A 24,794-nucleotide genomic window follows, 5' to 3' on the forward strand; every position below is an offset into this window, starting at 1 on the left:
TACGGGTCAGTTGGAAGGAATAAACAATCGAATAAAGGTCATCAAGCGGATGGCGTACGGTTACCGGGATAGCGAATTCTTTTTCATGAAGATCAAGAACGTCTTTCCCGGTAATCCGTGAAGAACCTTTTTTAAGCACAGTGACGATGCTTAACTGAAACGCACTGGGCCTCATCGAGCTGCCTCTTGAACTGCCGGAAGGCGGCGATCGGCATGGGCCTTTTTTCCAGGAGGCCCGTCATGAACCTGCATCAGTTTGCCGAAACCCACGACGTCACCAACCAGCCACCCTCCCTGGATGGCATCAACCTGTACCGCATCGACCTGCCCTTGCAGGACTGGTCACGCCGCTTTGGCGCCGGCTGGGCGCAGCCGCGCATCGATGCCTATGGCGCGCTGGCCGGCGGACCGTTGATGGAGGCCGGGTTCCTGGCGAACCAGAACAAACCCGTGTTCAACAGCCATGATCGCTACGGCCATCGCATTGACCTGGTGGAGTTTCATCCGGCCTATCACCAATTGATGCGCACCGCCGTTGAACACGGCCTGCCGTCGCTGCCGTGGGCTCACCCGCAGGATGGCGCCCATGTGGCCCGCGCCGCGATGACCTACCTGCACACCCAGGCGGAAGCCGGCACCGGCTGCCCGCTGACCATGACCTTCGCCAGCGTTCCGGCCCTGCGCCTGCAGCCGGAGCTGGCGCAGGCCTGGTTACCGAAAATCCTCAGCAGCGAATACGATGGGCGCAACGTCGGCATGGCCCACAAGGCCGGCGTCACCCTCGGCATGGCCATGACCGAAAAGCAGGGCGGCACCGACGTGCGCGCCAACACCACCCGCGCCTGTCCGGTGGGCGCCGGCGGCCCCGGGCAAGCCTATGAGCTGGTGGGCCACAAGTGGTTCTGCTCGGCGCCGATGTGCGATGCCTTCCTCACCCTGGCCCAGACCGACAAGGGCCTCAGTTGTTTCCTGCTGCCACGCCACCGTCCGGACGACACGCGCAATGAGTTCTATATCCAGCGCCTGAAAAACAAGCTGGGCAATTGCTCCAACGCCTCCAGCGAAGTGGAGTTTCGCGGCGCGCTGGCGTGGATGGTCGGCGAAGAGGGGCGTGGCGTGCCGACTATTATCGAAATGGTCGCCATGACCCGTTTCGACTGCATGGTCGGCTCCAGCGCCCTGATGCGCCAGGCGCTGACCCAGGCCAGCCATCATTGCGCCCATCGCCGCGTGGGTGGCCGCGTGCTCAGCGAGCAACCCTTGATGCAGAACGTGCTGGCCGACCTGGCCCTGGAAAGCGAGGCAGCCCTGGCCTTGAGCCTGCGCATGGGCCGCGCCCTGGATCACCTGTGCGACGAACACGAAGCCCGATTCGCCCGGCTGGTCACGGCGGTGGGCAAGTATTGGATCTGCAAGCGCGCGCCGGCGATGATCAACGAAGCGGCGGAATGCATGGGCGGCGCCGGCTATGTGGAGGACAGCATCCTGCCGCGCCTGTACCGTGAGGCGCCGGTGAACTCGACGTGGGAAGGTTCCGGCAACGTGCAATGCCTGGACGTGCTGCGCGCGCTGTCCAAAGAGCCGGGTGTGCTGGAGACGCTGTTTGTCGAACTGGGTGATGGGCATGGCGACAGGCAGTTGGCGCGGCATATCGAACAGTTGAAGACCGCGTTTATGGACACCCAGGACATCCAGTACCGTGCGCGGCAATTGACCGAAGACATCGCCGTGGCATTGCAGGCCAAGTTGCTGCTGGAGGCGGGGAATGCGGCGGTGAGTGATGGGTTTATTGCCAGCCGGTTGGGTGAGTCGTCCGGGCGGGTGTATGGCACGTTGCCGCGTGGGGTGGACGTAGAAGCGATTGTTGCGCGCTCAACCCCCCAATCGGTCTGACTGCAATCGGGAGCAAGCCCCCTCCCACATTTACTGCATTCCAATTCCGGTGTTTCAGTGCAGCCGCGATACAGGCAAGATAAAGGCCTGCAAGTCAGAACACAGGATGCTTACCGTGACCGAAGCTTTTGTTGTCGTTCAAACCGCCGAAGAAGCCGTGGACCGGCTGGCCGCTCTGCATGAGCGTGCGACCGGCGCGCTCAACCAGGCCCTCAAGCAATACCTCAAGGACCGCGTCGAACCCGACGCCGAGCAGCGTGCGCTGTTTCGCTATCCGGAACTGCGCCTGACCTACCACTGCCACGGCGAAGTCCCACAGACCACCCGGGCCTACGCCAAGGTGCAGCTACCCGGTACCTACAGCGTGACCGTCACCCACCCGGCGGCCTTCCGTAAATACCTGCTGGAACAGCTGGTGCCGCTGATGCACGACTTCACCGTGACGGTGGAGGTGGGCGTCAGCCAGCAGAACATCCCGTACCCGTACGTGGTGGAGCAGGGCGACGAACTGGCCGGCTCCGGCGTGACCGCCGCGACCCTGGCGCGCGTGTTCCCCAGCACCGACCTGTCGGCCGCCACCGATGGCATCGCCGATGGCCTCTATGACTGGGAAAACACCGACCCGCTGCCGCTGGCGCTGTTCGATGCGGCCCGCGTGGACTTTTCCCTGCGCCGTCTGGTGCATTACACCGGCAGCGACTGGCGCCATGTGCAACCGTGGATCCTGCTGACCAACTACCACCGCTACGTCGACCAGTTCATCCTGCATGGCCTGGAACAACTGCGCAACGACCCGCGTTTCGTCCGCATGGTGCTGCCGGGCAACGTGATCATCGACAGGAACATGGACCACGGCGAAGCGTCAGCGATTGCCGCAGGCGTGGTGTGGCACCGCTACCAGATGCCGGCCTATCACCTGCAGGCCACCGACGGCCACGGCGTGACCCTGGTGAACATCGGCGTCGGCCCGTCCAACGCCAAGAACATCACCGATCACCTGGCGGTACTGCGCCCGCACTGCTGGCTGATGATCGGCCACTGCGGCGGCCTGCGCCAATCCCAGACCATCGGCGACTATGTACTGGCCCACGCCTATATGCGCCGCGACGGGATCCTCGACCGGGTAGTGCCGCCGAATATCCCGATTCCGGCCCTGGCCGAAGTGCAGATGGCCTTGCAGCAGGCGGCCGCCAGCGTCACCGGCGAAAAAGGCGAAGAGCTGAAAAAACGCCTGCGCACCGGCACGGTGCTGACCTACGACGACCGTAACTGGGAGCTGCGCTGGGCGCAGGAGCGGCCGCTGATCAACCTGTCCCGCGCGGTGGCCGTGGACATGGAAAGCGGCACCATCGCAGCGCAAGGCTACCGGCTGCGCGTGCCCTACGGCACCTTGCTGTGCGTGTCGGACAAGCCGTTGCACAGTGAAATCAAATTGCCGGGTTCAGCCAACGCGTTCTATGAGCGCGCGGTCAGCCAGCACTTGAAGATCGGCATCGAGGCAGTCGACCTGCTGCGCACCGAACTCAACTCGCTGCACTCGCGCAAACTGCGCAGCTTCGACGAGCCGCCGTTCCGCTAAGCGGTTGGGATGGTCATTTGGCGGTCAGGCCACTAGCATTGTCGGTCCTGACCGTTAGATGTTCCTTCGCCATGTCCCGTCCCACCCGTCCCGATTCGCGCCGCCCTGGCGTGAAACCTTCGCAGGCTGCCCCCCGTCGTGTCGCCAAGGCGCCGCCGGCCGAGCCGAAGCTGATCCTGTTCAACAAACCCTTCGATGTGCTGACCCAGTTCAGCGATGAAGGCGGGCGCGCGACCCTCAAGGATTTCATCGACATCCCCGGCATCTACCCGGCGGGCCGCCTGGACCGTGACAGCGAAGGCCTGCTGCTGCTGACCAACGATGGTCAGTTGCAGGCGCGCATTGCCGACCCCAGGCACAAGCTGGCGAAAACCTATTGGGTGCAGGTGGAAGGCGAGCCGAGCGAAGCGCAACTGCAACGCCTGCGCGAAGGCGTGGAGCTCAACGACGGCATGACCTTGCCCGCCCAGGCGCGGCGGCTGGACGAGCCTGAGTTATGGCCGCGTAACCCGCCGGTGCGGTTTCGTAAAAACCTGCCCACGTACTGGCTGGAATTGGTGATTCGCGAGGGGCGCAACCGTCAGGTACGGCGCATGACCGCCGCCGTGGGCCTGCCGACCTTGCGGCTGGTGCGCGTGCGAATTGGGGATTGGACTATCGACGGCCTGGATCAGGGCCAGTGGAAAGCGGTGCTGGCGCGTCTGTAAGCCGGTGTGGGAGGGGCAAGCCCTCGTCCACAGGGGTTCAGTGTTTTCAGGTGCGCAGGTGGGTCAACGGCAGTTCGGTGCTGTTGAGCACCTGATTGAGCACGAAGCTTGAGCGCACGCTGGTTACGCCTTCGATGCGGGTCAGATGGCCCAGCAGCAGTTTTTGATAGTGATCCATGTCCGGCACCACCACTTTGAGCTGATAGTCCGCGTCCATCCCGGTCACCAGGCTGCACTCCAGCACCTGGGGCAGGGTGCGGATGGCCGCTTCAAAGTTCTCGAAGCGCTCGGGGGTGTGCCGGTCCATGCCGATCAGCACATAGGCGGTCAGGCTCAAGCCGAGCATCTTGCGATCGAGCAGGGCGACCTGGCGGGAGATATAGCCGTCGTCTTCCAGTTGCTTGACCCGGCGCGAGCAGGGCGATGGCGACAGGCCGATACGCTCGGCCAGCTCCTGGTTGGAGATCCTCGCGTCGCGTTGCAATTCCGCCAGAATACTCAGGTCGTATCGGTCAAGCTTGCTCATCGGGTTGGCCTTTGTCGTAACTATTGCGGTTAATTATCCATGAAGGGTTAAAAATTGCGCAAGCACTGTTTATTGACGCAATCTTCGCAATCATCCGTCGGACATGGGCGGGTATCGTTATCAACAGAATCACCGCCTGGACAACAGTCCACAGCAGCTCGCCCAATCAGGCTTGCTGCGGCCGCCACCCCAGCAGGGTTGAGCCGGCCTCCAGGCTGCACACTGTCGACACGACGGCGTGAGGTGAGCCAACGCCAAAAGCGTTGCGCCAGGACGAAATTCTCAAGGGGTGGCCGACGGGTCGCCCCTTTTCTTTTGCCCCGTTTTTTACCTGCGATGAAACTTCTTGTGACTGATAACCTGTGCCAGAACCGGGCGAGGCTTTCCCAGTCTCATGTTCAAGCCCTAATCCGCAGTGAGGAATAGCATGAAGCGCATCTGGCGTATGGCAGGTGTTGGTTTGCTGGTGGCAAGCGTCGGCGCGCAGGCATTGGCCGATGAGCGCGATGGCGCGCCGGGGCCGGGTCCCGGGCCGAGGCCTCAGGGCGGCGGGCAGCATGAACGCGGGCCGGAAAGCGGCGGGCGGCCTGAAAACAATCAGCCGCGCCCGGAAAATCAGCGCATTGAACGTGGCGGGCCGAACGCGGGCGGCCAATGGCAGGGGCGTCCACCGGGCAACGAGCCGGGCCGGCCTGCGCCGCCGTCCAATAAGCTGCCGATCCAGGGGCGCCCGGATACCGTGCGTCAGACCGAGGAACCCCGCCAGGGTTACTACCGCGACATTCCCAGGCGCAATGACGACAACCGGCATTGGGAGGCCGGCGGCCCCGGCTCGCGTCCAGGCTTCAACGGGCGTCCCGACGACAACCGCTGGCCAGGCCGCCCCGACGGGCATGGCAACGGCTGGGGCCCCGGTCCGCAACATCGTCCGGGTTACGTCATCGACCGATTCCCCGACCGCAATTACCGTGTGCCGTACCGGGGCCAGGATTATTTCTTCTCTGGCGGCTACTGGTATCGCCCCCAGGGTCCGCGCTACGTGGTGGTGACGCCGCCGTACGGCATCCGTGTGCAGTATTTGCCGGACTACGCGCGCGAAGTGCGGGTGGGCGGTTCGCTGTTGTTCCTCGCCGCTGGCGCCTATTACGCCTATGAGGAAAGCACCCGGCAATACGTGGTGGTGCAACCGCCGGCTGAGGCGCCGCCGCCGCCTCCACCACAGGGCGAGGGCTATGACGTGGTGGCCTATCCCGCCAACGGCCAGTCACCGGCCCAGGTGCAGCAGGACGGTTACGACTGCTATCGCTGGGCGGTGCAGCAGAGCGGCTTTGACCCGCGCACCGTCACCTACGCCCCGGACCCTGCGGTGGTACAAGCCTACCGCCAGGCCCAGGGCAACTGCCTGAGCAGTCGCGGTTATCAGGTGCAGTACTAGGTCTTGGCGCCGGTGACCACTTCCTGCGGGTCGGCGTGCACCAGCACTTCGGCGCGCGGGTAGGCCTGGTGAATGGCATCGGCGGCCTGGTCGCTGATGCCATGGGCCACTGACAGGGTCAGTTCCCCCGGCAGCTCCAGGTGCAGTTGCACAAACCAATGATTGCCCGACACCCGCGTGCGCAAGTCATGGGCTCCCAGCACGCCCGGCACGCTGCGAGCCAGCTCGAGCATGTGCTGGCTCACGTCGGTGGGCAGCTCTTCATCCATCAGCACCGCAAAGCTTTCCCGTGCGATCTGGATGGCGCTCCACAGGATATAAGCCGCAATGCCCAGGCCGAACCACGCATCCACCTGATGAAAGCCAACCCCTGCCAGCACCAGCGCCAGCAGAATGCTGCCGTTGAGCATCAGGTCGGAGCGGTAATGCAGTGAATCGGCGCGCACCGCGTTGGAGCCGGTTTCGCGGATCACCCGGTGTTGCAGCATCAGCAACGCCACGGTCAGCACCAGGGAAAACACGATCACGCCGATGCTCAGCCAGGGCGCGCCGACCGGTTCCGGGTGCTGCAGGCGATGGTAGGCCTGGAACGCGATCAACACCGCACTGCCCGCGATAAACAGCGCCTGGGCCATGCCCGACAGCGATTCCGCCTTGCCGTGGCCGTAACGGTGATCGTCATCGGCCGGGCGCAGGGCGTAATGCACCGCGAGCAAATTGAGCAGTGACGTCACGCCGTCGAGCAGCGAATCGGTCAACCCGGCGAGCATGCTCACCGAACCACTGAACCACCAGGCGATGGCCTTGGTGACGATCAGCACGCAGGCCACCGCCACCGAAGCGCGGGTCGCCAGGCGCAGAAGCCTGGCGTGTTCGGGACTGCTGGTCATGGGCGATCCTTAAGCGGCGGGCTGCAGGCCCAGGGACGCCAGTTGTTGCACGCTGCCCTTGAACTGGATCAGGCGCGGGTCATCCAGCGGCAGGTTGCGGCCGGTTTCCTTCTCAATGATCGATTGCAGCTTGAGGTTGTCGACCTTGCCATCGGCGCCAACGGCTTCGTGGAGTTTCTGCGGATCGACCTGGGCGGTCTTGCCTGGTTCGAAGTAGATCGCGCCGGTGGCGAAGTCGACACCAAAGGCGATCAGGCCGGGGATCACGTAGAACAACAGGCCGATAGCATCGAGCACGGCGATGGTCGGGTCGATCTTGCCGTCGAGCTGGCCACGGCGATCCGGGTACATGATCGAGCCGCAGGCGGTGAGTTGGCTCAGCAGGGTGACGGCCAAAACACCGCCGATGACACGGGAAGCAATACGCATGGAAATCTCCTCAACACAGTTGAAAATGACTATAAGCCCATTCTGTTGAACGACGCCGACCCAAGGTGGGAGCTGGCAAGCCAGCACCCACCTTTGACCGTGTTCTCAGACCAGCGTCGGCATTGGGCCGTTCGCCGTTATACTCGCCGCTCTGCTTTGGAGCCAGTATGAATTCGTTGCCCATCGATGATGTTTTACCCGCCTTGCGTGACGCCTTGGCGATTCGCCATGAAGCCGTGCTGGAAGCGCCGCCCGGCGCCGGTAAAACCACCCGCGTGCCACTGGCACTGTTGAACGAGCCCTGGCTGGCCGGGCAAACCATCCTGATGCTCGAACCCCGGCGCCTCGCCGCCCGCGCGGCAGCCGAACGCCTGGCCAGCGAGTTGGGTGAAAAAGTCGGTGAAACCGTCGGCTACCGCATCCGTCTCGACAGCAAGGTCGGGCCCAACACGCGCATCGAAGTGGTCACCGAAGGCATCCTCACCAGGCGCTTGCAGGACGACCCGGCGCTGGACGGTGTGGGGCTGCTGATCTTCGACGAATTCCACGAACGTAGCCTTGATGCCGACCTGGCTCTGGCCCTGAGCCTCAACGGGCGCGAGCTGTTTCGCGACGAGCAGCCGCTGAAAATCCTGCTGATGTCCGCCACGCTCGAAGGCGAGCGATTGGCCAGCCTGCTGGACGACGCACCGATTTTGCGCAGCCAGGGCCGTATGTTCCCGGTGCAGATGCGCTGGGGGCGGCCGTACCAGTCCGGCGAGTTCATCGAGCCGCGCGTGGTGCAGACCGTGCTCGACGCCCTGCACGACGAGACCGGCAGCGTGCTGGTGTTTTTGCCGGGGCAGTCGGAGATTCGCCGGGTCCATCAGCAACTGGCCGACGCCCTGGGCGATCGCGCCGATGTGCTGCTGTGCCCGCTGCACGGCGAGCTGGACCTCAACGCCCAGCGCGCCGCCATCGACCCGGCGCCCGCCGGCAAGCGCAAAGTGGTGCTCGCCACCAACATCGCCGAGACCAGCCTGACCATCAACGGCGTGCGCGTGGTGATCGACGCGGGGCTGGCGCGCGTGCCGCGTTTCGACCCCGGCAGCGGCATGACCCGCCTCGACACCCAGCGCATCTCCCGCGCCAGTGCCACCCAACGTGCCGGCCGGGCAGGGCGCCTCGAACCGGGCGTGTGTTACCGGTTGTGGTCCGAAGACCAGCATGAAGGTCTGGCAGCCTATGGCAGTGCGGAAATCCTCGCCGCCGATCTCGCCGGCCTGGCCTTGCAACTGGCGCGCTGGGGCGTGACGCCCGCGCAGTTGGTGTGGCTGGACCTGCCGCCGAGCGCCGCGTACGCCCAGGCCCAGGACCTGCTGATGCGTCTGGGTGCATTGAATGAGGATAAATTGACCACCCACGGGCAGAAAATGGCCGAGTTGCCGGCCCATCCGCGCATCGCCCACCTGCTGTTGCGCGGGCAGGACCTGGGGCTGGCGGACACCGCCAGCCATGTCGCGGCGCTGTTGGGCGAGCGCGACATTCTGCGCGGCGCCGGCGCGGACTTGCACAGTCGCCTGGCGTTGCTGTCTGGCGAAGAACGCGCGCGCGGCACCCAGGGCGGCGTGCAACGGGCCAAACAACTTGCGCGGCAATATCGCGGCTATTTAAGAGGCCAGGCGACCCAGGCCGTGGCCGATCCCGACCACCCGCGCTGGCTCGGCGCCTTGCTGGCGCTGGCCTACCCGGACCGCGTCGCCCAGCAGCGCCGTGCCGGTGGCGCCGAATACCGCCTGGCCAATGGCCGTGCCGCGCTGTTCGCCGAGGCCGACAGCCTGATGAAACAGCCCTGGCTGGTGATCGCCGACCTCGGCAGCCGCCAGGGCCAGCGCGAGGAACGCATCTACCTGGCGGCAGATTTCGATCCGGCGCTGTTCGACACGGTGCTCGCCGAGCAGGTGCGCACGGTCGATCAACTGGACTGGGACGAACGCGAAGGTGTGCTGCGCGCCGAACGCCAGCGCAAGGTCGGCGAACTGGTGCTCAGCCGCGAGCCGCTCAGTGGCCTGGATGAAAGCGCGCGCAGCCAGGCGCTGGTGAATCTGGTGCGGCGCAAAGGCCTTGAGTTGCTGCCCTTTACCCCGGAGCTGCGCCAGTGGCAGGCCCGCGTCATGCTGCTGCGCGAGCTGGATAGGGGCGCGCCCAGCGAATGGCCGGACATCAGCGACAAGGCCTTGCTCGCCAGCCTGGAACACTGGCTGATGCCCTACCTGGGCAAAGTCTCGCGCCTGAGCCATTTCGCCCACCTGGACATTTCCAGCTACCTGCACAACCTGCTGCCCTGGCCGCTGCCGCAACGACTGGACGAACTGGCGCCGCAGCATATCAAGGTGCCCTCGGGGTCGTCGGTGCGCCTGGACTACAGCGAACAGCCGCCGATTCTGGCGGTGCGTTTGCAGGAACTGTTCGGGCTGGCGGACACGCCGCGCATTGCCGGCGGGCGCCAGGCGGTCAAGCTGCACCTGCTGTCCCCCGCACGGCGGCCGGTGCAGGTGACCCAGGACCTGGCGAACTTCTGGCGCAGTACGTACGCCGAGGTGAAGAAGGATTTGAAGGGGCGGTATCCCAAGCTATTCCATAAGTTGGACCCATGGGTAGATTCACTTAACAAGAAGTGATTGACAGTTTTCGCAAAGACGCCCTTCTGTAACATGGATCGTTGACAGATCGCGCCTGAAAATCCTCGTGAGCGGGGATACAGCCGGAGGGGGAATCGCGCGGATAGGGCTTTTGCAGCTCGTTCTGAAGCTCTTTGTGCATGACCGCGCTACTCGCTGCTTTGAGGTAGAAGGCAGCCTACAGCGGCTCTAGTTGCAATACGGCCTCCAATCTCACTGCGGCGGGGTGAGGGAAGTGAATTGATTAGGGATGCATCGAAAACGCCTAATCGATACTGTCGTCTCATCTACGTTAAAGGTGAGTCATGTCCTATCGAAATCCTCAGCACGAAGCGCGCCTGGTTCTTCTTTCGACCCTTCGAAGCGCCTTCTCAAGTCTCTACGTCAGTGAAGCGCCCGACGCAAAAAAAATCCTGCTGGAAGGGAGCGGCTCTGAAATTGTGTATCAAGTTGGTGAGGTTGGTGGAGACAACTACCCTGATTTATATAATTTCCCGTTTCTGTTTCATTTAAATGGATATCCGTGGCAAGAGGCTAATGATTATCTGCTGAACCTAATGCGTGAAAAGGCTCCGATCAATCGGCGCACTGACGATGTTCGGCGTCGTGCCAGCAAACTACTTGATTACCTGTTGTTCTGTGAGGATAACAATCTTGATTGGCTCGACTTCTCCGGTGCTCGGCCTCCACTTCGTCCGACATACAAGTATTTCTACCACCTGATTAACGAAGGCACCCGCAGTAATCAGGTGATAAATCAATACACAGGTGTTATCTACCACTTTTATAAGTACGTTTCCGAGTATTGGCATGATCTCGACATGAAGCGTGTAGATACGATCAAGCAGGTACGGTTCATCGTGCAGGGTTTTAAAGGTGTCAAGGTCGTAGATGCAGAAAAACGCAGCCAAACGCGACGTACGCCGCCGGGTAGTTCTGTGCAGCTAGGGTTCGTTCGCGATGACGGCGAGGACCTCAGGCCGCTTTATAATCTTGAGTTGGGTGCATTTCTGTCCGCCATTCGCAATGAAAAAGAATGGTCTGCAGTTGAGCGATTGATCCTGATGACCTCGCTAATGACGGGCGCCCGCAAGCAAACCGTTCTGACCATGCGCTTGAAGAATTTGAAAGGCTTTACAGAGGACAAACTGGAGGGGGAGGGTGCCTATAAATTACATGCTGGCCCCTGCACAGGCATCGATACGAAATACGACAAACCGCAGGTCCTGTACGTCCCGAAGCAACTTGCCGAAGAACTTGTTACGCTTGCTAAAAGCCCAATGATGAAGAAACGAAGGGAAAAGTTTCTAGCTCAGTTAGAGACAAGTCATCCCGGTCTGACGGTGGACGAAGATGATATGTATTTGTTTCTTTCAGATCAAGGTAACTGCTACTACATGGCCAAAAGCGATCCGCGCTATACGATTGTTAAGTCGCCGCAGACAGGGCAGGTCACGGAAACAGTTAAGCGCAAGTTGATCCAGAAAGCCTCTAGCCCATTTCCGAAAGACTTTTCATATCACTGGCTGCGAGCGACCTTTGGATATCAGCTCTACCAGCGCCTGCAGGCATTGGTTCAGGAGGGAGAGTTGAAGCCGGGCGAAGACATTGATTTTATTCAGAAGCGCATGCACCACGAGTCCAGGGAAACGACAGAGAACTACCTAAAGTTGTTCAAGATGACTCACGAAAAGGTCATTGCCCAAGAGGTTTGGGAGAGGAAGTTGTTCAATGGCGGCTACGCGGTGCTGAAGGTGGAGGCGCACGATGAATAGGCGTCAGCAATTCGAGCATCGTGCCAATACGCAGATTATTACGCTGAGTGAAGTCACCTATGAGTTTGCTGAGCCTGAGCGCTTGCGTTTGCAACTGTCTCCGAAGGTGATGAAGAAGCCGTTGGATATTGGCAGTTTTGCATATTTGCTGCGTGGTAAGAATGAAAGCGTTCGGGATGATCGCGGCACGCCGGTAGGGATTGAGTCTTTTGTCGAAAGCCGTCGTGAACTGATTGTGAGGCTGCTAGAGTCCTTTATCGGTCTGCGTGATAAGACAGTCCTATTGCGATTGACGCTTACCGCATATTTTATCGATTGGCTGAACGCGCAAGGCTACAGGGAAATGTTTGCCAGTGCAGCGCAAGCCCAGCAAGCCTATCGAGACTATACCGCGCACCTGAATCATCAAATAGCCCATCATGTATTGAAGCCCGTCAGTGCGAAAAATAGTCAGTTGAATGTTTCAAGGATTATTGAACTGCTTTATCCAGAAGACAGTCACCATATCCTAGCAGGTGCGGTCCCGATCATTGCCAAAAAAGGCTCTGAGGCAGCCAGCGCTGCCCATGTTGAGGTGTGCCGGGACGCTTGTTTGGCGATTGCCCAGCAATGCAGTGTTTTCGTCCTGAACAGCCAGCCATATCCCTTTGTTGTGAGCATCAGGGATTATGAGGTGGTTGTGTTTCCATCAAGCCATGGTTGGGTTGGCCCATTCAAGACATCGCCGCTTAATTATAATGCCGGCGAGCGACGGATTGCGACGGTCGAAGAATATTTGGCCGCTGCTGACAGGTTGGGGCGAAGGCTATACAAAAAATCGGAAGCAGAGCGCACTCTATTAAACGCACAGGCGAGTTTGGATGCGGCCAACGAATATGGGCGCCACTGGCACCGGCTTCAAGTGGCGGGTTTTGCCGCGAAAGCCTACGCAAGCCTTCTCCTTATGATCACAGGCGCCACGCCGACCGAGTTTGACCAGTTTAGCTATATAGACGCGATCGAGGTTGAGAAATCTCCAATCAAGAAAGAGTTGTCGGCTGTGAAGTTCCGGGCGGGCGGGAAATCAACTCTTTATAACATCGGGCGTGACACAGGGTTGCCGCTGCTCAAGGAGTACCTGAAGCTCCGTGAGTGGATTCTGAATGGCGTGTCGCATGAGCGGCTGTTCTTTACGATGCCTGCGAGTGGCGAACTAGCAAGCACCGATAACGAATTTTCTGAATTTAACACAACTATGTTGATGAAAAAATTCTTCAACTCCATCAGCGGCACCTTCCTTGACCCCAAGGTGCCAAGACTTTCGCCGCGCAAGATGCGCAAGTACAAGAGCCTTGGGATGCATACCGCTGGCGTGTCGCCGTCCACGGTAGCGGCAACCTTGAATCAGAGTTTGATGGTCAATCTTTCGACTTATTCGGAGGCTACTCCTGAGCAGCAGAAAGCTGAGTTCGGACAGTTTTGGCAGGCCATGCGCCATACAGCCAAAGTCGCGTTTGAGCGCAGCCATAGGCCTGCAGAAGGCGAGATCGGAACGGCGGCGGGTCACTGTGACGGGTTCAGTCAGCCGATCCCTGTGCATGATTTAGGGGCTGTTGCAATCGAGCCGAACTGCCGCAGCCAATACGGCTGCTTGTACTGCGAGCACTATATCTGTCACAGCGATGAAGAAGACCTGCACAAGATTGTGAGTTTGCAGTATGTGATCAATGCGGTGCGTGAAGCCGCGCCCGATTCGGCTCATGCTGAAGCGCTCTACAAAGAATTGTCGATCCGAATCGAGTTCATCCTTGAGGCGCTTGGCGAGCGTTCGAATGCGGTGAAGCAGTTGGTCGAAGCGATCAAGGCCAAGGTGTTTGAATACGGTGAGCTCACGCCTTTCTGGGAAAGCCGTCTGAGCCGTTATGAAAAAATGGGAGTGGTATTTTGAACGCTGTTGTCCAGTCCATCGGCAGTCTCTTTTCCAGCGGCCAGTTTTCGCCAACCAGTGAGCCAGATAAGGCGCCGCAACTCTACGGCAAGCCCGCACCCGATTTCGTTCTTTGTCGTGATGCGAAAGGCAACGCCACGGCGGTATACGGTGAACGCGTTTGGGACTTTAACCCATACCGGCTGAGTGCAAAAAAACTCGCGCGAATACGTTTTGATACGGTATTCAACGAAAGTGGCCTACAGCAGCAGGCGCTGATCGAAGAAGCCAGACATCTGCTGTATTGCCTGATCTATTTTGCCGGTGGCGGGCGACTCGGTAAGCTGAGCGCAAGCACATTTTGCCAGTATTGGCTCTTGCTGCGCTTAGCCATTCAGTTCTGCTATGAGCAGAAACAGAAGCCCATGGTTGGCGTGCTGTCCTTGCGGCAGATCTTTACCGTGCCGGTTTATCTGGCGGCTTTTATTGGCCAAAGTAGCTTCGATAAAAAGGTTTTTTCTGGGGTTTTGAAAGGCTTGGCCAGGGTGGGCGAAGAACGGTTGGGTTATGCCGTGATCAATCCCGCCAAATTTGATCTGTCACGACCAGAGCACAAGCAGCATCCAGTCATTCCGACACGAATCTATTTGAATCTCATCAATCTTACTGGCGACCTGCTCAATCAGCTTTATGTAGGCGTTGGGCGTTTCGAGTCCTTTATCGCCTGCTTTGCTGATGAGCATTACGGCATTACTCATGACAGACAGAATTCTTTGGGTGTTGGTGGCAAGGCACACCGGCGGCCCGACATGGGGCAAGCGATCAAGGATCATGGTCTGACTTCGGTGTTTGCCGGTGAGTTTGAGTGTTCTGGGAGGAGAAATCTGCAACTGCGCTTGCTCCGAATGCAGTATGTGGTGAAAACGCTGATCCACCTCTATACCGGCATGCGCGATCAAGAGGTGATGCGAATGCCGTATTACTGTTTGTCCGATCAAGTCGTCAGGCAGGTGGTCGTCGATGACCAGGGCATTGAACGTGATAAGCCGCGGTCAGTAAATGTCCTCTCGACCACCACAAAGTTCACCGGCTACAACAAAGAAGCCGCATGGTTCGCGCCGAGGGAGGTCGTCAGGGCGGTCGAAGTCGCCCAGGCGATTTGTCGCGGACTCGCCAAACTCTACAAAATCGAGTTGGAAGCCCGTTGCCCGCTGTTTCTCAACCCTTCCATTGTTGGTTATACGCGGAACAGTGCCGAAGTTGGCGTGACGAGTTTTAAGGCTAGAGGGACACAAGGAACTGTTTTGCACGGGCTGTCGATCCAGCCAGAGGACTTGCAGGAACTGGCGCAGAGCGATCCTTCTCGTGACTTTTACAATGAGCCAGCGTTTGCTGCCGGCCAGCCCTGGCCGCTGACAAGTCATCAGTTTCGGCGCTCGCTGGCATTCTATGGCAGCAGTAGCGGTTTTCTTTCCTTGCCGACGCTGCGGGCGCAGTTCAAGCACATGACGATTGAAATGTCGCGCTATTACGCGAATGGCTACGATAACCTGCGCACCATTTTTGGCTACTACGACGACAAGAAGAAGGACTTTGTGCTGCCAAGCAATCACTTCGCCTTCGAGTATCAGATGGCCGTGCCCATGTCGGTGTCGAACCAGTTGATTGCCGATCTTCTGTTTAATGAGGAACCGCTGTTCGGCGGCACCGGCTCGTACATGGAGAAACAGAAAGAGCGGGTTAAGGCGGGTGAGATTCAGATTGAAGATGTCCGCGCTGACACCGAACAACGGGTTAAAAGCGGTGCAATTAGCTACCGTCCGACACTGCTCGGTGGCTGTACTAAGGCGGGCCGTTGCTACTCCTTCTTGCTCGGTGACTACACGGAATGCCTGTCTTGCGAGGGCGCGATTATCAAGCCTTATAAGCTCAATGCGGCGATTGAGGATGCGGAGAATGAATTGTACAGTTACGCAGAAGGCTCGGGCGAATATCAAATTGTGAAGGGCGACATTGAGCGTTTAACCGCCTTCAAAGCCCGTCTGATTGACTCGGTGGAGGTTTAACCATGAAGTCTGGTGACGGAACAAGCAAGGGGGTGGGCGCTTGCGAGGAAGCCTTGCAGCGCCTCTTGGTTGGTAAGCCTGTTGTGCCCGAGCATGTTGCTTTAGACCTGTCGAAACTCACTGCCAGCATTGTCAGTCTGGAGGCTGGATTTGATCGTGGCTACTTGAAGAAGTCGCGTAAAGCGCATTTACCGCTACTGGCTCAAATCGAGGCGGTTCGGGCAGAGGCCAGCAAAGGGGCGGGTTCATCTAGCGGCAAAAAAATCCGGCAGATGGAAAGTCAGCTGGCCGCGCTGGAAAAAACGCTATCAATCGCTCAGATGCAGCGTGACAACGTGCTGGCTCAGAATATGATGTTGTGGCAACGGGTGCGCGAGCTGGAACATTCGATGGCTTATAGCCGCTCGGGCCACTCGGCAAAGGTCGAATCCCTGCTGCATAGTGACAAAGGCATGACCTTCACCTCGGCGTGAGCTTGTTCGAAAATTTCCGTGTTGACGGGGTAGCCCCCCAAGAGAACTTCTTGCGCAGCTTGGTCATTGCGACGACGAAATAACTCAGCTTGAACCGACTGGCACGATTAAAACCACTTGATCAGAAAGATGCAGGTTTCTCTGGAAGCCTGCTCCAACTGACTCATTGTGTCGAGCTCGATATGATTCTCAGGCAAACTCAGCAGCACTAGGCTTTCAGCTTTCTGCATGGGGTCGATATTCGTGTTCTGCAGTGACTATGGAAAAAGCGGGGCCTGGCTGCATGCTAAGGCCAAAGACGCCGGATCGCTATCGGCTGACAAGGAGGCGTATCTAGATCTTGAGATGGCGATCAAGCTGCGGGAGCGGACGGAGCATGAAGTTTCAGTACGTTGGTGGCAGCCGCGTCAGCAGAAGTCTCAGAAAGGCAAAAACCCGGAAATTAGCCGGGCTCTGCAAATCCCTCAAGGGGTTAAAGCTCAAGTGCCTCAAGGGCTACCGTGAAAACTCTATGGCCGGTTGACTCAAATGTCAATATTAGTCAGATAAGACTGACTCGCTTCCCTCACGGGCTTGGAACCTTGCAGCTTTGCAACTTCTAAAAAGCAGGCAGTCAATGTGTGCCGTAATGTGTAGTCGTCAGAGTCCGAGTAAGCTTTCCTAACGCTGTCAAACCGAATGTGAATTGTAAGCGTCCGGCCATCACGCCTTACGTGATTGAGCCGGTTGCCACTTATGCGGCAGCAACTGGTCGATTTCACACGCCCGCTGAACCGGCAACTTCCTGCAGGCCCCCAACCGAGTGTAGGACTGGTTCGGCCAACTGACTTTTATTCGCGACGTGTAGATCGGAAAACTTTCGGCGGGCATGGGCCATGCAGCCAATTTCGGTAATGGCCGAGCCTGACCGGTGTAAATCAACCCGAAGCTGCCGTTCACGAAGGACAGAAATCGGCCAAAAGCGGACCGCCGGCGCGGTTCTGGTTCAGCCCGATAGTCAAGGCTCACAGCATGCGACTGCATATCTAAAGTCATTCTGGCTTATTGCTTACACCTATATCCCTATAGGACCCCTCTCAAATTCATAAGACTTGTATTGGCCGCGGGATAATTGGCATAGTGCTACCACTCCCCAACTGACCCGGCGCCAAGGACTAAGTCAGCTAGAAGCTGACGGAAGTTCAGGGCCTTGCCAGGTTGCTTGTTCCAAGGATCTGGACATTTAGCCCATGAAAACATATGCAGCGCTGGCCCTTGCGCTCATCACCCTGTGCAGCTCCGTCCACGCGGCGAACTGGAAGATTTGCCGGCTGGACGTACAGATCGTCAACGTCTTGAAAGAACCGTACACACAGCTTCAGGGGCGGATCCTCAAGGTCGCCCCGACCTCCCCCACCACGCAATGTCCCCAGCAAGGCTCGACGGTCACCTTCACACCGGAAACCACCGATTACCAGAACACCCTCCCGCGTCGGCAATGGCCTCGAAAAAGCCAGTCGGTGCAGATTGACTACCGGTATCTGGATGGGATTTGCAAGGGCGACGGCCACCCGCATCCGTGTCGCATCGAGCACTACCCACTCATGGGGCGCTAATCGGGCGTCACTCGCTCACGCAACCTTCGCAGCAACGCGGTCAGCCATGCTGCAAAGTAACTCATTTGGCCCACGCAGCGGCGAGCCAATGCACAGCCGTAAGGCTGCCTAGGACGCGCCTGTGGGCACCTATTTTTGTTGTAATGGGATTAGGGTATTGTGCGTCCCTTATAGCGCCAAGGGTGCTCAGGGAGAAAAGGTCGATGTAGGGTACTCACTCTGCCTCGCATGGTCGTCGTCGCTGCTTCGTCTTCTCACTGGACAGGGTGCCCACGGCCCTATAGCGTGAACCGCAATGGCCTTACGCCACACCGGTCGCCGCAACTTCATAAGGATTTGAAACGTGCTCATAGAATCGCTACGCCTGATCAACTTCAAAAAATTCAAGGATCAGACTTTTGACTTCAACGAAGATGTGAATATTTTCGTGGGTGATAACAACGCAGGCAAAAGCACGATTCTGGAGGCTTTGGAGATCGTGCTCAATTTTCAGTATCGCGGTCGGCCATTCAATAGCGAGTTTTCCCCGGATCTTTTCAACGCCGAGACAGTCTCCGCGTTCCGCTCCTCGCCAAAATCGCCTGCGGACTTACCGATCCTCGTGATCGAGGCGTATATGAAGAACGTGCCCGACTATCGCGGTGCGAACAACAGCCTGAAGAAAGATGCTCAGGGGGTTCAGATCAAAGTCAGCTTTGATCCAGATTTTACTGATGCCTATAACGATTACCTAGCCTCCGGTGCCGCGATAACCAGCATCCCAGTGGAGTTCTACCAAGTCGAATGGATGGATTTTGCTTGGAATGTTATCAAGCCGATGACCAAGCAATTCAGAGCGCTCTACATCGACCCCACTCGTATTCATCCCACCTTCGGCAAAAATCAGTACATCTCGAATGTTCTGAGTACCGCACTCAGAAAGGACGAAGAGTACCGTCTGAGCTTGCACTACCGTGAGACCCTTCAATCCTTCAACAACACTGATGAGGTCACCACCGTCAACAAGGATTTGGATTCCGATAACAGGATCACGGAAAAGAAGCTGACCATCGCCGCCAACACCATGCCCGCTGGCGCTATCCAGAACGGTCTGCAACTCGAAGTCAATGCCGTGCCGTTCCACATGATCGGCAAGGGTGAGCAGAGTAAGGTGCAAATCAAGCTGGCCCTGCACAATAAGTCAAAAGATATCGACCTGGTAATGATGGAGGAACCAGAAAATCACCTGTCGCATGTCGAGCTAAGCAAGTTGGTGCAAGACATTGAGGACCAGCGAGACGGCAAGCAGCTATTCCTGACCACACACAGTTCTTATGTGCTGAACAAACTGAGCATTGATAAAATTTGCTTGCTGCATGACACATACAAGCGACTGCACCTCCTGGACAAGGGGGTGGTAAAGACGCTGAAGCGGCTGCCAGGCTACGACACGCTGCGTGTCGCGCTGTCCAAGAAGGTGGTTTTGGTAGAAGGCCCCTCAGATGAGTTGATTCTCAAAAAGATCTACAAAGACACCCATAAGGAGCGTCTGCCAGAGCAAGACGGGATCGATATCATTGTGGTGCGCGGTGTCGGGTTCAAGACGTTCATCGCGATCGGCAAAGAAATCGGTACCGCTATTAATGTCTTGCGAGATAACGATGGCGATTACGAAAATAACGTCGTTGAAGCACGCAAGGATTACACAGATTTTCCAAACATAAAGCTGGTCTCTTCAACGAACAACAATGAGTTTTCGCTGGAGCCAGCGATGATTCTGGCCAATGCGGATTCGGAAAAAGAGTTGCAGGCATTTGCAGAGATTGTCCTCTCAACCAAAACCATCAAGTTGTTCACTGCCAAACCTACCTTTGCTGAAAAGCTCGAATTTATTGTGGAGTGGTTCAGAAGCGGTGACGGCGACGGCAAAGGCAAGAAGAAGGTCGACACCGCGATTCGAATTTTCGAAACTGATGAGCCGTTCAAATATCCAGCTTTCCTCGCTGAGGTGCTGAATTTTGCCTAATAAACTCTGCATGGCGGGTGCCGGCTCAGGCAAGACTCACAAGGTCATTACCGAATCAATCGCCGAAATCAAGCGCGGAGGAAAGGTTCTGGTGGTGACCTACACGACCAGTAATCAGCAGGAATTGAGACGTCGATTTCTGGAGATCTTTGGTGCGCACAGTGATCGGTTCGTGGTCAAAGGTCTTTTCTCATTTTACCTGGAAGACATGGTGAGGCCGTATCAGCAGGCGTTATTCCCGCGGCGTATCAATGGCATCTGTTTCAACCAGCGCAATCCTCATATGAGGCCAGATTCAACGTTTATGCTACCGGGACGCGCCGAGCAGTTAGACGATAAGAGCTACAACCCAAGACACTTCCTGGCTCCATGCGAGACCAAAGCTCACACCGGCTTTCTCGCAAAACTGGCGAGCCGAATCATGAAGGTCACGAAAAACTCTGCCGCAGTACGACTAGGGGAGATTTATACTCAGGTGTTTTTTGATGAGGTTCAAGACCTGGTTGGATGGGACTACGAGGTGCTCAAGGGGCTGAACAAAGTGATGCCGACACCCATCACGTGTGTGGGAGATTTCCGGCAAACGGTGTACGAGACGACGTTTGGCCAAAAAGCGCCAAAAACGGCCGCTGAGAAGATCGCAGCCTTCAAGTCCATGGGCTTTGAGGATGAGTCACTGACACTTAACCGGCGATGCATTCAACCGATTTGTGACGTCGCCGATGCTGTACACAATGGTAACTATGAAGCGACGGAGTCGGCAGTGAAGGAGGTGCCACCTGAACTTGACCATCACCTCGGCACATTCATCGTCAAGGAGTCCGACGTCGCCGAATACATCAAGGTTTTTGACCCTATGGTGCTGCGCTGGAGCGTAACGTCAGGAGCGAAGCTTCTTCCCACCGAGGCGCGCTGCTATAACTTTGGCGGGAGCAAAGGGTTGGGTTTTGATCGGGTGTTGGTGCTACCTACTGAAAACCAGTTGCATTTCGTCCTGGATGGCCGAAAGCCGTTTCCCGCGAAGGATGAAACATCTCAGAACAAAATGTACGTCGCCATTACGCGCGCGCGATACAGTCTGGGGTTCATCGTGCCTGACAAGAAGGCTGCTGGCTTACGGTTCCCGATCTGGGCAAAAACTCCTGTTTGACGGACGTTAATAAATTCACGCAGTGAAGACTTCAACTAGATAGCGTTTCTGATTAGCGCCTCAATTTTTGGGTAAGGCTCACGTACTATCTGAGGAATGGGGGCATCACATCGGCACTTTTCACGAGCATCCGCGAACGTTTGACCGTCCGTTTTTGGCCGATAACTGCCAGTTACAACTGACCGCGTTCGACCCATCCCAACCGTCAGAGGCCTCTACGAAGCCAGGGGCGGTTCACACCACCTGACTTCACATACCGCTTCGCGCTCCCGGTCAGTCCACTGGGCGCAGGAGCACTGCTCGGTACATGTGTGCACCTTAAAGTAATGTTCGAGCGCAAGCACATGCTCGCCATCAGGCATCTGCCACAGAAACTCTCTGTGCGCGATACAGCGTCCTACTAAGGGCACCTCAATGCCAGTTTCCTCGTAGAGTTCACGTACCGCTGCCGCTTCAAACGACTCTCCATCCCTGAGCTTTCCGCTGGGCGTCGCCCAATAGCTCATGCCCGCCAAAACACCAGCCTGATACTGAATCTTAAAAAGCAGCAGTCGATTGCTGGGCTGATTACCAATAAACAAGCGGCTAAACGCTTGCGCGGCATATTTCTCCGCTCCATGGAAGACCCTAACCAATGACGCCCAATACCTCGGTGCCCTGCATCCTGCGAACTTCCACGACATAATCAGCGATGTTGGGAACGGCATAATCGACAACTAGCTCGACAACTTCCTTCACAGGATTGCCAGAACGCTTCACCGGATAATCCGCAATTTTGCAGAATATGCCCGTGCCTCGACGGTGGGGCATGGGCCAGGTATTGCCCGAGTTCATGTGACACAGCCAGATGGTTTCGGCATATGCCGGGATGAAGGTCGACGAGTCGAGCGTCAAGACATCATGTTCTAGCTTTCGATAATCGCGAGCTCCGAGCAGACCGTGGAGGCGCTTTTCCTCGGCCCAGAAAAAAACTTTGCCGTTTATCAATTCATACCACTGGCGTGGTGTTGTTCCACCCGTAAGCGCTCTAACCAACCGGCCCTCAGGCATGGGTTTCTGATCACGAAGCACAATATTGGAGGGGTCACCTGCTTTCACATCCATCTTCTGCCCACGATGCTCGCTCTCATATCGAGCACGGTCACCATCCCCCACTGCGAGGTGATCCAGAACTGCCGTGGCACTCATCAGTCCGCGCGTGCGAATGCTGTCCCAAGCTCCACGTTCGGCCATGTGATAAACGCGAGGGTAAAGCTCGATCAGTTTGTCCAGATCCATCTATTATCTCCTGTCAGAACGTGCAGTCCAGTTACGCCGATCGATCAGAGAGCGCAAATCGCTCGCATCGGCGTCTCGGGAAAAGCGGGTGTTGATAAGTGAAACAGGCGCCTGAGAAACGCGCTCGAGCTCCTCGACGAATTTGATCGTATCCGGATCGAGCTGCTCGAACCTGCGCGCCTTGCTATTGGAGGACTTCAAGTAATCGGCAAACGTCAGAACGATATCCGTCGGAGCGTTCAGGGCGCATGCTTTCCGGAATTGATCCCATTCGAACCATCCGACTCGCCTGCTGCGTTTGGTGGTGGAGGTTTTCTCTGCGGTGTTCAACACCTGGGCTTCAAGGCCCGCAAACGCTGCGATGTCATCAAAGGTCGTCGCATGTTTGAGCGTCCCGGAGGTATGGCCATCCTCACCATCGGGGTCGCCTACACGAATAGGCATGGGACGAATGACCATCAGGATTTTGCGGATCCTGCTGGGCGATATCCCAGCCTCGGCCAAGCATCCCGCAACATTCGTGTCCCTGGACGTCACGTGAGGATAATCTCCGTGGAAAATACTCAGCCCGCTGCCCTGAGTTCCCTCCAGCAAAATGGAATGGCCGCTGCGGTAGGCCTCTTCCAAACGGTCTGACGTGCAGCCGTGATAGTTTCCAGGAGTACCGACGTACGAACGAAGCTCATCAACATCTCGTGCGAGCCGGATCTCTTTACCCCTGCTCAAAATACGCCGAGCAGCGGCGGCTCCGCTACCGCTCCCGGTTGATGCAATGGTTGAGACCAGATGCCCGCCCCTCTCTGTCCCGATATCTTCCTCCTCAATGATGGTGGCCTGGGGATCAATGAACAATCGATCTTTTCGGATACCGCACTCCTCGATTTCTTTCAAAAGCCCTGGCAAATGAATCGTCATGCCAGGGCCGAGAAGCAGTCGTGCCGTCACGTCCCGCGACCCAGAAGGCAGATGGTGGTAAGTGTAAGGGCCGGCAGAACTGGCTACCGTATGTCCTGCATTGGGCCCACCGACGCGAATCATCACGTCGTACTCGCGCGCGAGGTAAGCGACGATGTTGCCCTTTCCCTCGCTGCCATACTGCCCGCCAATCAACACATCCACGCATCTGATTTCAGGCGGTGTGTACAGATGCAAACGGGCGGCAACCCGCACGAGCGTGTCATTTGAGTCCGAGCGTTCGGTGTAAACACGGACGTCGGCATCATCCTTGAGCGCCTGAATCTCTGTCTGATCCTTGAGCTGATTGACCTCGTCATAGGACAAAGGAATGGCTTGCCCCTCCATTCGCTTTGCATAACGTCCATGGAGCGTAGGATCGCTTGCGTAGAGGTGTACATGCACCAGGTTTGCACCGAAGACCTGTCGAAACTGCAGCACCTGCGCAAGAGTATTCAGGTGATCCACAACTAACGGTCGGCCATCCTTCTGCGCCTCACACACTGCCTGGGTTTCCCGGAGCATCCACTGGTCAGCGTCGTTCGCTTTGTGACGACGATCAGGTATGTCGGGTTGCGCCATGCGAAGGCGCCACTCGGAATCATCAATCGCTCGACGATCGTAAACCACGGCGAAGCCAAACTCCTTCTCCAACAAACTGGCCAAACCACTCTTGCCGCTACAGGTCTTGCCACTGATCACTACGATCTGACGAGTTTCCATTAGCTACATCTCCCAAATTCCTAATATTTGATCCGCAATTTGAAACGGGGTGTACGTATATGTATCGAAAACTTCGTCCGCAAAACCTGAGAGCGAACGGGCACTCTGCTCGTTAGGATGCAGCACGCTGGCGTTATATTCGTCGAGATCGGAACCGCCTCGTGCTGTGTACCTCTGTTGCAGGACAGATTCGGGCGCAATGATGTGCAGGTGCCTCACCGCATTGCCGAAACAGAGTCTGAACAATTCAACTTGCCGGGGCTTGCGGACCGCATCCAAGAGCCAGTTTTCGACGTCTGGCCGAGCTTGGATGGCTGGTTTTGCTACAGAGTCTATGAGCCAAGAGAAATCAGTGGCCTTGTCGAGAGAGTCGCCGAGTTCTTGGAGGTTATGACGATCAAGGGGCTCGCCCCGGGTAGCCAGGTGCGCACGCAGAAAGGAGCCGCTACTGATCGGAACAAATCCATGGAGTTTTTGGAGGGCTGCGGAAACCGACGTCTTGCCACTGGCCATCGGGCCACTTAGGAGAAGTAGTCGCTTCATACTTTGACGATCCCTGTCTTGCGAAACCAATATAGCGATGAAGCGTAGTTTAATTGGTTAATTTTGCCGGGATTTTTGTGGAACTGAGCCAGGCACCAACTGGCTGAAATTTGCAGAAAATATCACTGCTGCCGATGATAGATCCCAATGCCATGGCCTAAACCCAGATTGAGCCTATAGACGCGACTGAGTACTGTTAGTGATTAC

The 24,794-nt window shown here is 57.5% G+C and carries 20 protein-coding genes and 1 pseudogene; 13 read left to right on the plus strand and 8 right to left on the minus strand.

The genetic code is table 11. From position 1 onward, the window contains the following. From TU79_RS14520 to TU79_RS14535, 4 genes are all read left to right on the plus strand, one after another. Positions 1-121 (plus strand): transposase (locus TU79_RS14520; RefSeq protein ID WP_211263080.1); only part of this gene is annotated, 121 nt, incomplete at its 5' end. A gap of 119 nt (positions 122-240) precedes the next feature. After that, positions 241-1,893: an acyl-CoA dehydrogenase family protein gene (locus TU79_RS14525; RefSeq protein WP_057008629.1), complete on the plus strand. Its 1,653-nt coding sequence runs from the start codon at positions 241-243 to the stop codon at positions 1,891-1,893. A gap of 106 nt (positions 1,894-1,999) precedes the next feature. Then, the gene (gene amn / locus TU79_RS14530) at positions 2,000-3,472 is read left to right on the plus strand and encodes an AMP nucleosidase (protein WP_162276074.1); all 1,473 of its coding nucleotides are present in this window, start codon (positions 2,000-2,002) and stop codon (positions 3,470-3,472) included. Between the two features lie 71 nt (positions 3,473-3,543). Beyond that, on the plus strand, positions 3,544-4,179 hold the full coding sequence (locus TU79_RS14535; protein WP_057008631.1) for a pseudouridine synthase: 636 nt from the start codon (positions 3,544-3,546) through the stop codon (positions 4,177-4,179). A gap of 46 nt (positions 4,180-4,225) precedes the next feature. On the opposite strand, the gene TU79_RS14540 is transcribed toward TU79_RS14535, so the two are convergent. Continuing rightward, positions 4,226-4,705 carry an Lrp/AsnC family transcriptional regulator gene (locus TU79_RS14540; protein ID WP_003176264.1) on the minus strand — a complete coding sequence of 160 codons (480 nt, stop codon included), beginning with the start codon at positions 4,703-4,705 and terminating at the stop codon, positions 4,226-4,228. A 427-nt stretch (positions 4,706-5,132) separates the two neighbouring features. Here TU79_RS14540 and TU79_RS14545 point away from each other — a divergent pair, with 427 nt between their 5' ends. Continuing rightward, positions 5,133-6,140, plus strand: coding sequence for a DUF6515 family protein (locus TU79_RS14545; RefSeq protein ID WP_057008632.1), 1,008 nt, complete (start codon positions 5,133-5,135; stop codon positions 6,138-6,140). Here the strand turns inward: TU79_RS14545 and TU79_RS14550 are convergent. Next, positions 6,137-7,030 (minus strand): cation diffusion facilitator family transporter, encoded by an 894-nt coding sequence (locus TU79_RS14550; RefSeq protein ID WP_057008633.1) that lies wholly within the window; start codon positions 7,028-7,030, stop codon positions 6,137-6,139. The two genes, TU79_RS14545 and TU79_RS14550, sit on opposite strands and share 4 nt — an antisense overlap. Before the next feature lie 9 nt (positions 7,031-7,039). After that, positions 7,040-7,459 (minus strand): hypothetical protein, encoded by a 420-nt coding sequence (locus tag TU79_RS14555; protein WP_057008634.1) that lies wholly within the window; start codon positions 7,457-7,459, stop codon positions 7,040-7,042. Positions 7,460-7,626: 167 nt separating this feature from the next. Here TU79_RS14555 and hrpB point away from each other — a divergent pair, with 167 nt between their 5' ends. The 5 genes from hrpB (at position 7,627) to TU79_RS14580 (ending at position 16,339) form a co-directional block, all read left to right on the plus strand. Continuing rightward, entirely contained in the window at positions 7,627-10,119 is a 2,493-nt protein-coding gene (hrpB, locus tag TU79_RS14560) for an ATP-dependent helicase HrpB (RefSeq protein WP_057008635.1), read from the plus strand. Between the two features lie 305 nt (positions 10,120-10,424). Next, on the plus strand, positions 10,425-11,894 hold the full coding sequence (locus tag TU79_RS14565; protein WP_057008636.1) for a site-specific integrase: 1,470 nt from the start codon (positions 10,425-10,427) through the stop codon (positions 11,892-11,894). Then, the gene (locus tag TU79_RS14570) at positions 11,887-13,821 is read left to right on the plus strand and encodes a hypothetical protein (protein ID WP_057008637.1); all 1,935 of its coding nucleotides are present in this window, start codon (positions 11,887-11,889) and stop codon (positions 13,819-13,821) included. Before TU79_RS14565 ends, TU79_RS14570 begins: the two co-directional genes overlap by 8 nt. After that, positions 13,818-15,866, plus strand: a complete 2,049-nt coding sequence (locus TU79_RS14575; RefSeq protein WP_057008638.1) for a hypothetical protein — start codon at positions 13,818-13,820, stop codon at positions 15,864-15,866. The genes TU79_RS14570 and TU79_RS14575 overlap by 4 nt, the downstream gene beginning before the upstream one ends. Before the next feature lie 2 nt (positions 15,867-15,868). Beyond that, complete coding sequence (locus TU79_RS14580; RefSeq protein ID WP_057008639.1) at positions 15,869-16,339, plus strand: hypothetical protein; 471 nt, start codon at positions 15,869-15,871, stop codon at positions 16,337-16,339. Positions 16,340-17,105: 766 nt separating this feature from the next. Here the strand turns inward: TU79_RS14580 and TU79_RS26070 are convergent. Continuing rightward, a pseudogene (locus TU79_RS26070) lies at positions 17,106-17,234 on the minus strand (IS66 family transposase); the annotation flags it as partial. Positions 17,235-17,568: 334 nt separating this feature from the next. On the opposite strand from TU79_RS26070, the gene TU79_RS14590 reads away from it, so the two are divergent. The 3 genes from TU79_RS14590 to TU79_RS14600 all read left to right on the plus strand — a co-directional run bounded on the left by TU79_RS14590 (position 17,569) and on the right by TU79_RS14600 (position 21,089). Beyond that, a complete protein-coding gene (locus TU79_RS14590) occupies positions 17,569-17,934 on the plus strand; it encodes a hypothetical protein (RefSeq protein ID WP_057008641.1) in 366 nt (121 codons plus the stop codon). A gap of 343 nt (positions 17,935-18,277) precedes the next feature. Beyond that, positions 18,278-19,939 carry an ATP-dependent nuclease gene (locus tag TU79_RS14595; RefSeq protein WP_057008642.1) on the plus strand — a complete coding sequence of 554 codons (1,662 nt, stop codon included), beginning with the start codon at positions 18,278-18,280 and terminating at the stop codon, positions 19,937-19,939. After that, positions 19,932-21,089: a UvrD-helicase domain-containing protein gene (locus TU79_RS14600; RefSeq protein WP_057008643.1), complete on the plus strand. Its 1,158-nt coding sequence runs from the start codon at positions 19,932-19,934 to the stop codon at positions 21,087-21,089. Before TU79_RS14595 ends, TU79_RS14600 begins: the two co-directional genes overlap by 8 nt. A gap of 215 nt (positions 21,090-21,304) precedes the next feature. On the opposite strand, the gene TU79_RS26960 is transcribed toward TU79_RS14600, so the two are convergent. From TU79_RS26960 to TU79_RS14620, 4 genes are read right to left on the minus strand one after another with little or no spacing between them, the layout of a single operon-like run. Beyond that, positions 21,305-21,796 carry an NUDIX domain-containing protein gene (locus TU79_RS26960; RefSeq protein ID WP_081602861.1) on the minus strand — a complete coding sequence of 164 codons (492 nt, stop codon included), beginning with the start codon at positions 21,794-21,796 and terminating at the stop codon, positions 21,305-21,307. Then, positions 21,717-22,367 (minus strand): DUF7002 family protein, encoded by a 651-nt coding sequence (locus TU79_RS14610; protein ID WP_015371090.1) that lies wholly within the window; start codon positions 22,365-22,367, stop codon positions 21,717-21,719. The genes TU79_RS26960 and TU79_RS14610 overlap by 80 nt, the downstream gene beginning before the upstream one ends. A gap of 3 nt (positions 22,368-22,370) precedes the next feature. Further along, the gene (locus tag TU79_RS14615) at positions 22,371-24,044 is read right to left on the minus strand and encodes an adenylosuccinate synthetase (protein ID WP_057008644.1); all 1,674 of its coding nucleotides are present in this window, start codon (positions 24,042-24,044) and stop codon (positions 22,371-22,373) included. Positions 24,045-24,047: 3 nt separating this feature from the next. Beyond that, positions 24,048-24,587: an AAA family ATPase gene (locus tag TU79_RS14620; protein WP_015371092.1), complete on the minus strand. Its 540-nt coding sequence runs from the start codon at positions 24,585-24,587 to the stop codon at positions 24,048-24,050. Between the last annotated feature and the right edge of the window lie 207 nt (positions 24,588-24,794).

Origin of the sequence: Pseudomonas trivialis, from assembly GCF_001439805.1 — a bacterium.
In the GTDB taxonomy this organism is placed as follows: domain Bacteria; phylum Pseudomonadota; class Gammaproteobacteria; order Pseudomonadales; family Pseudomonadaceae; genus Aquipseudomonas; species Aquipseudomonas trivialis.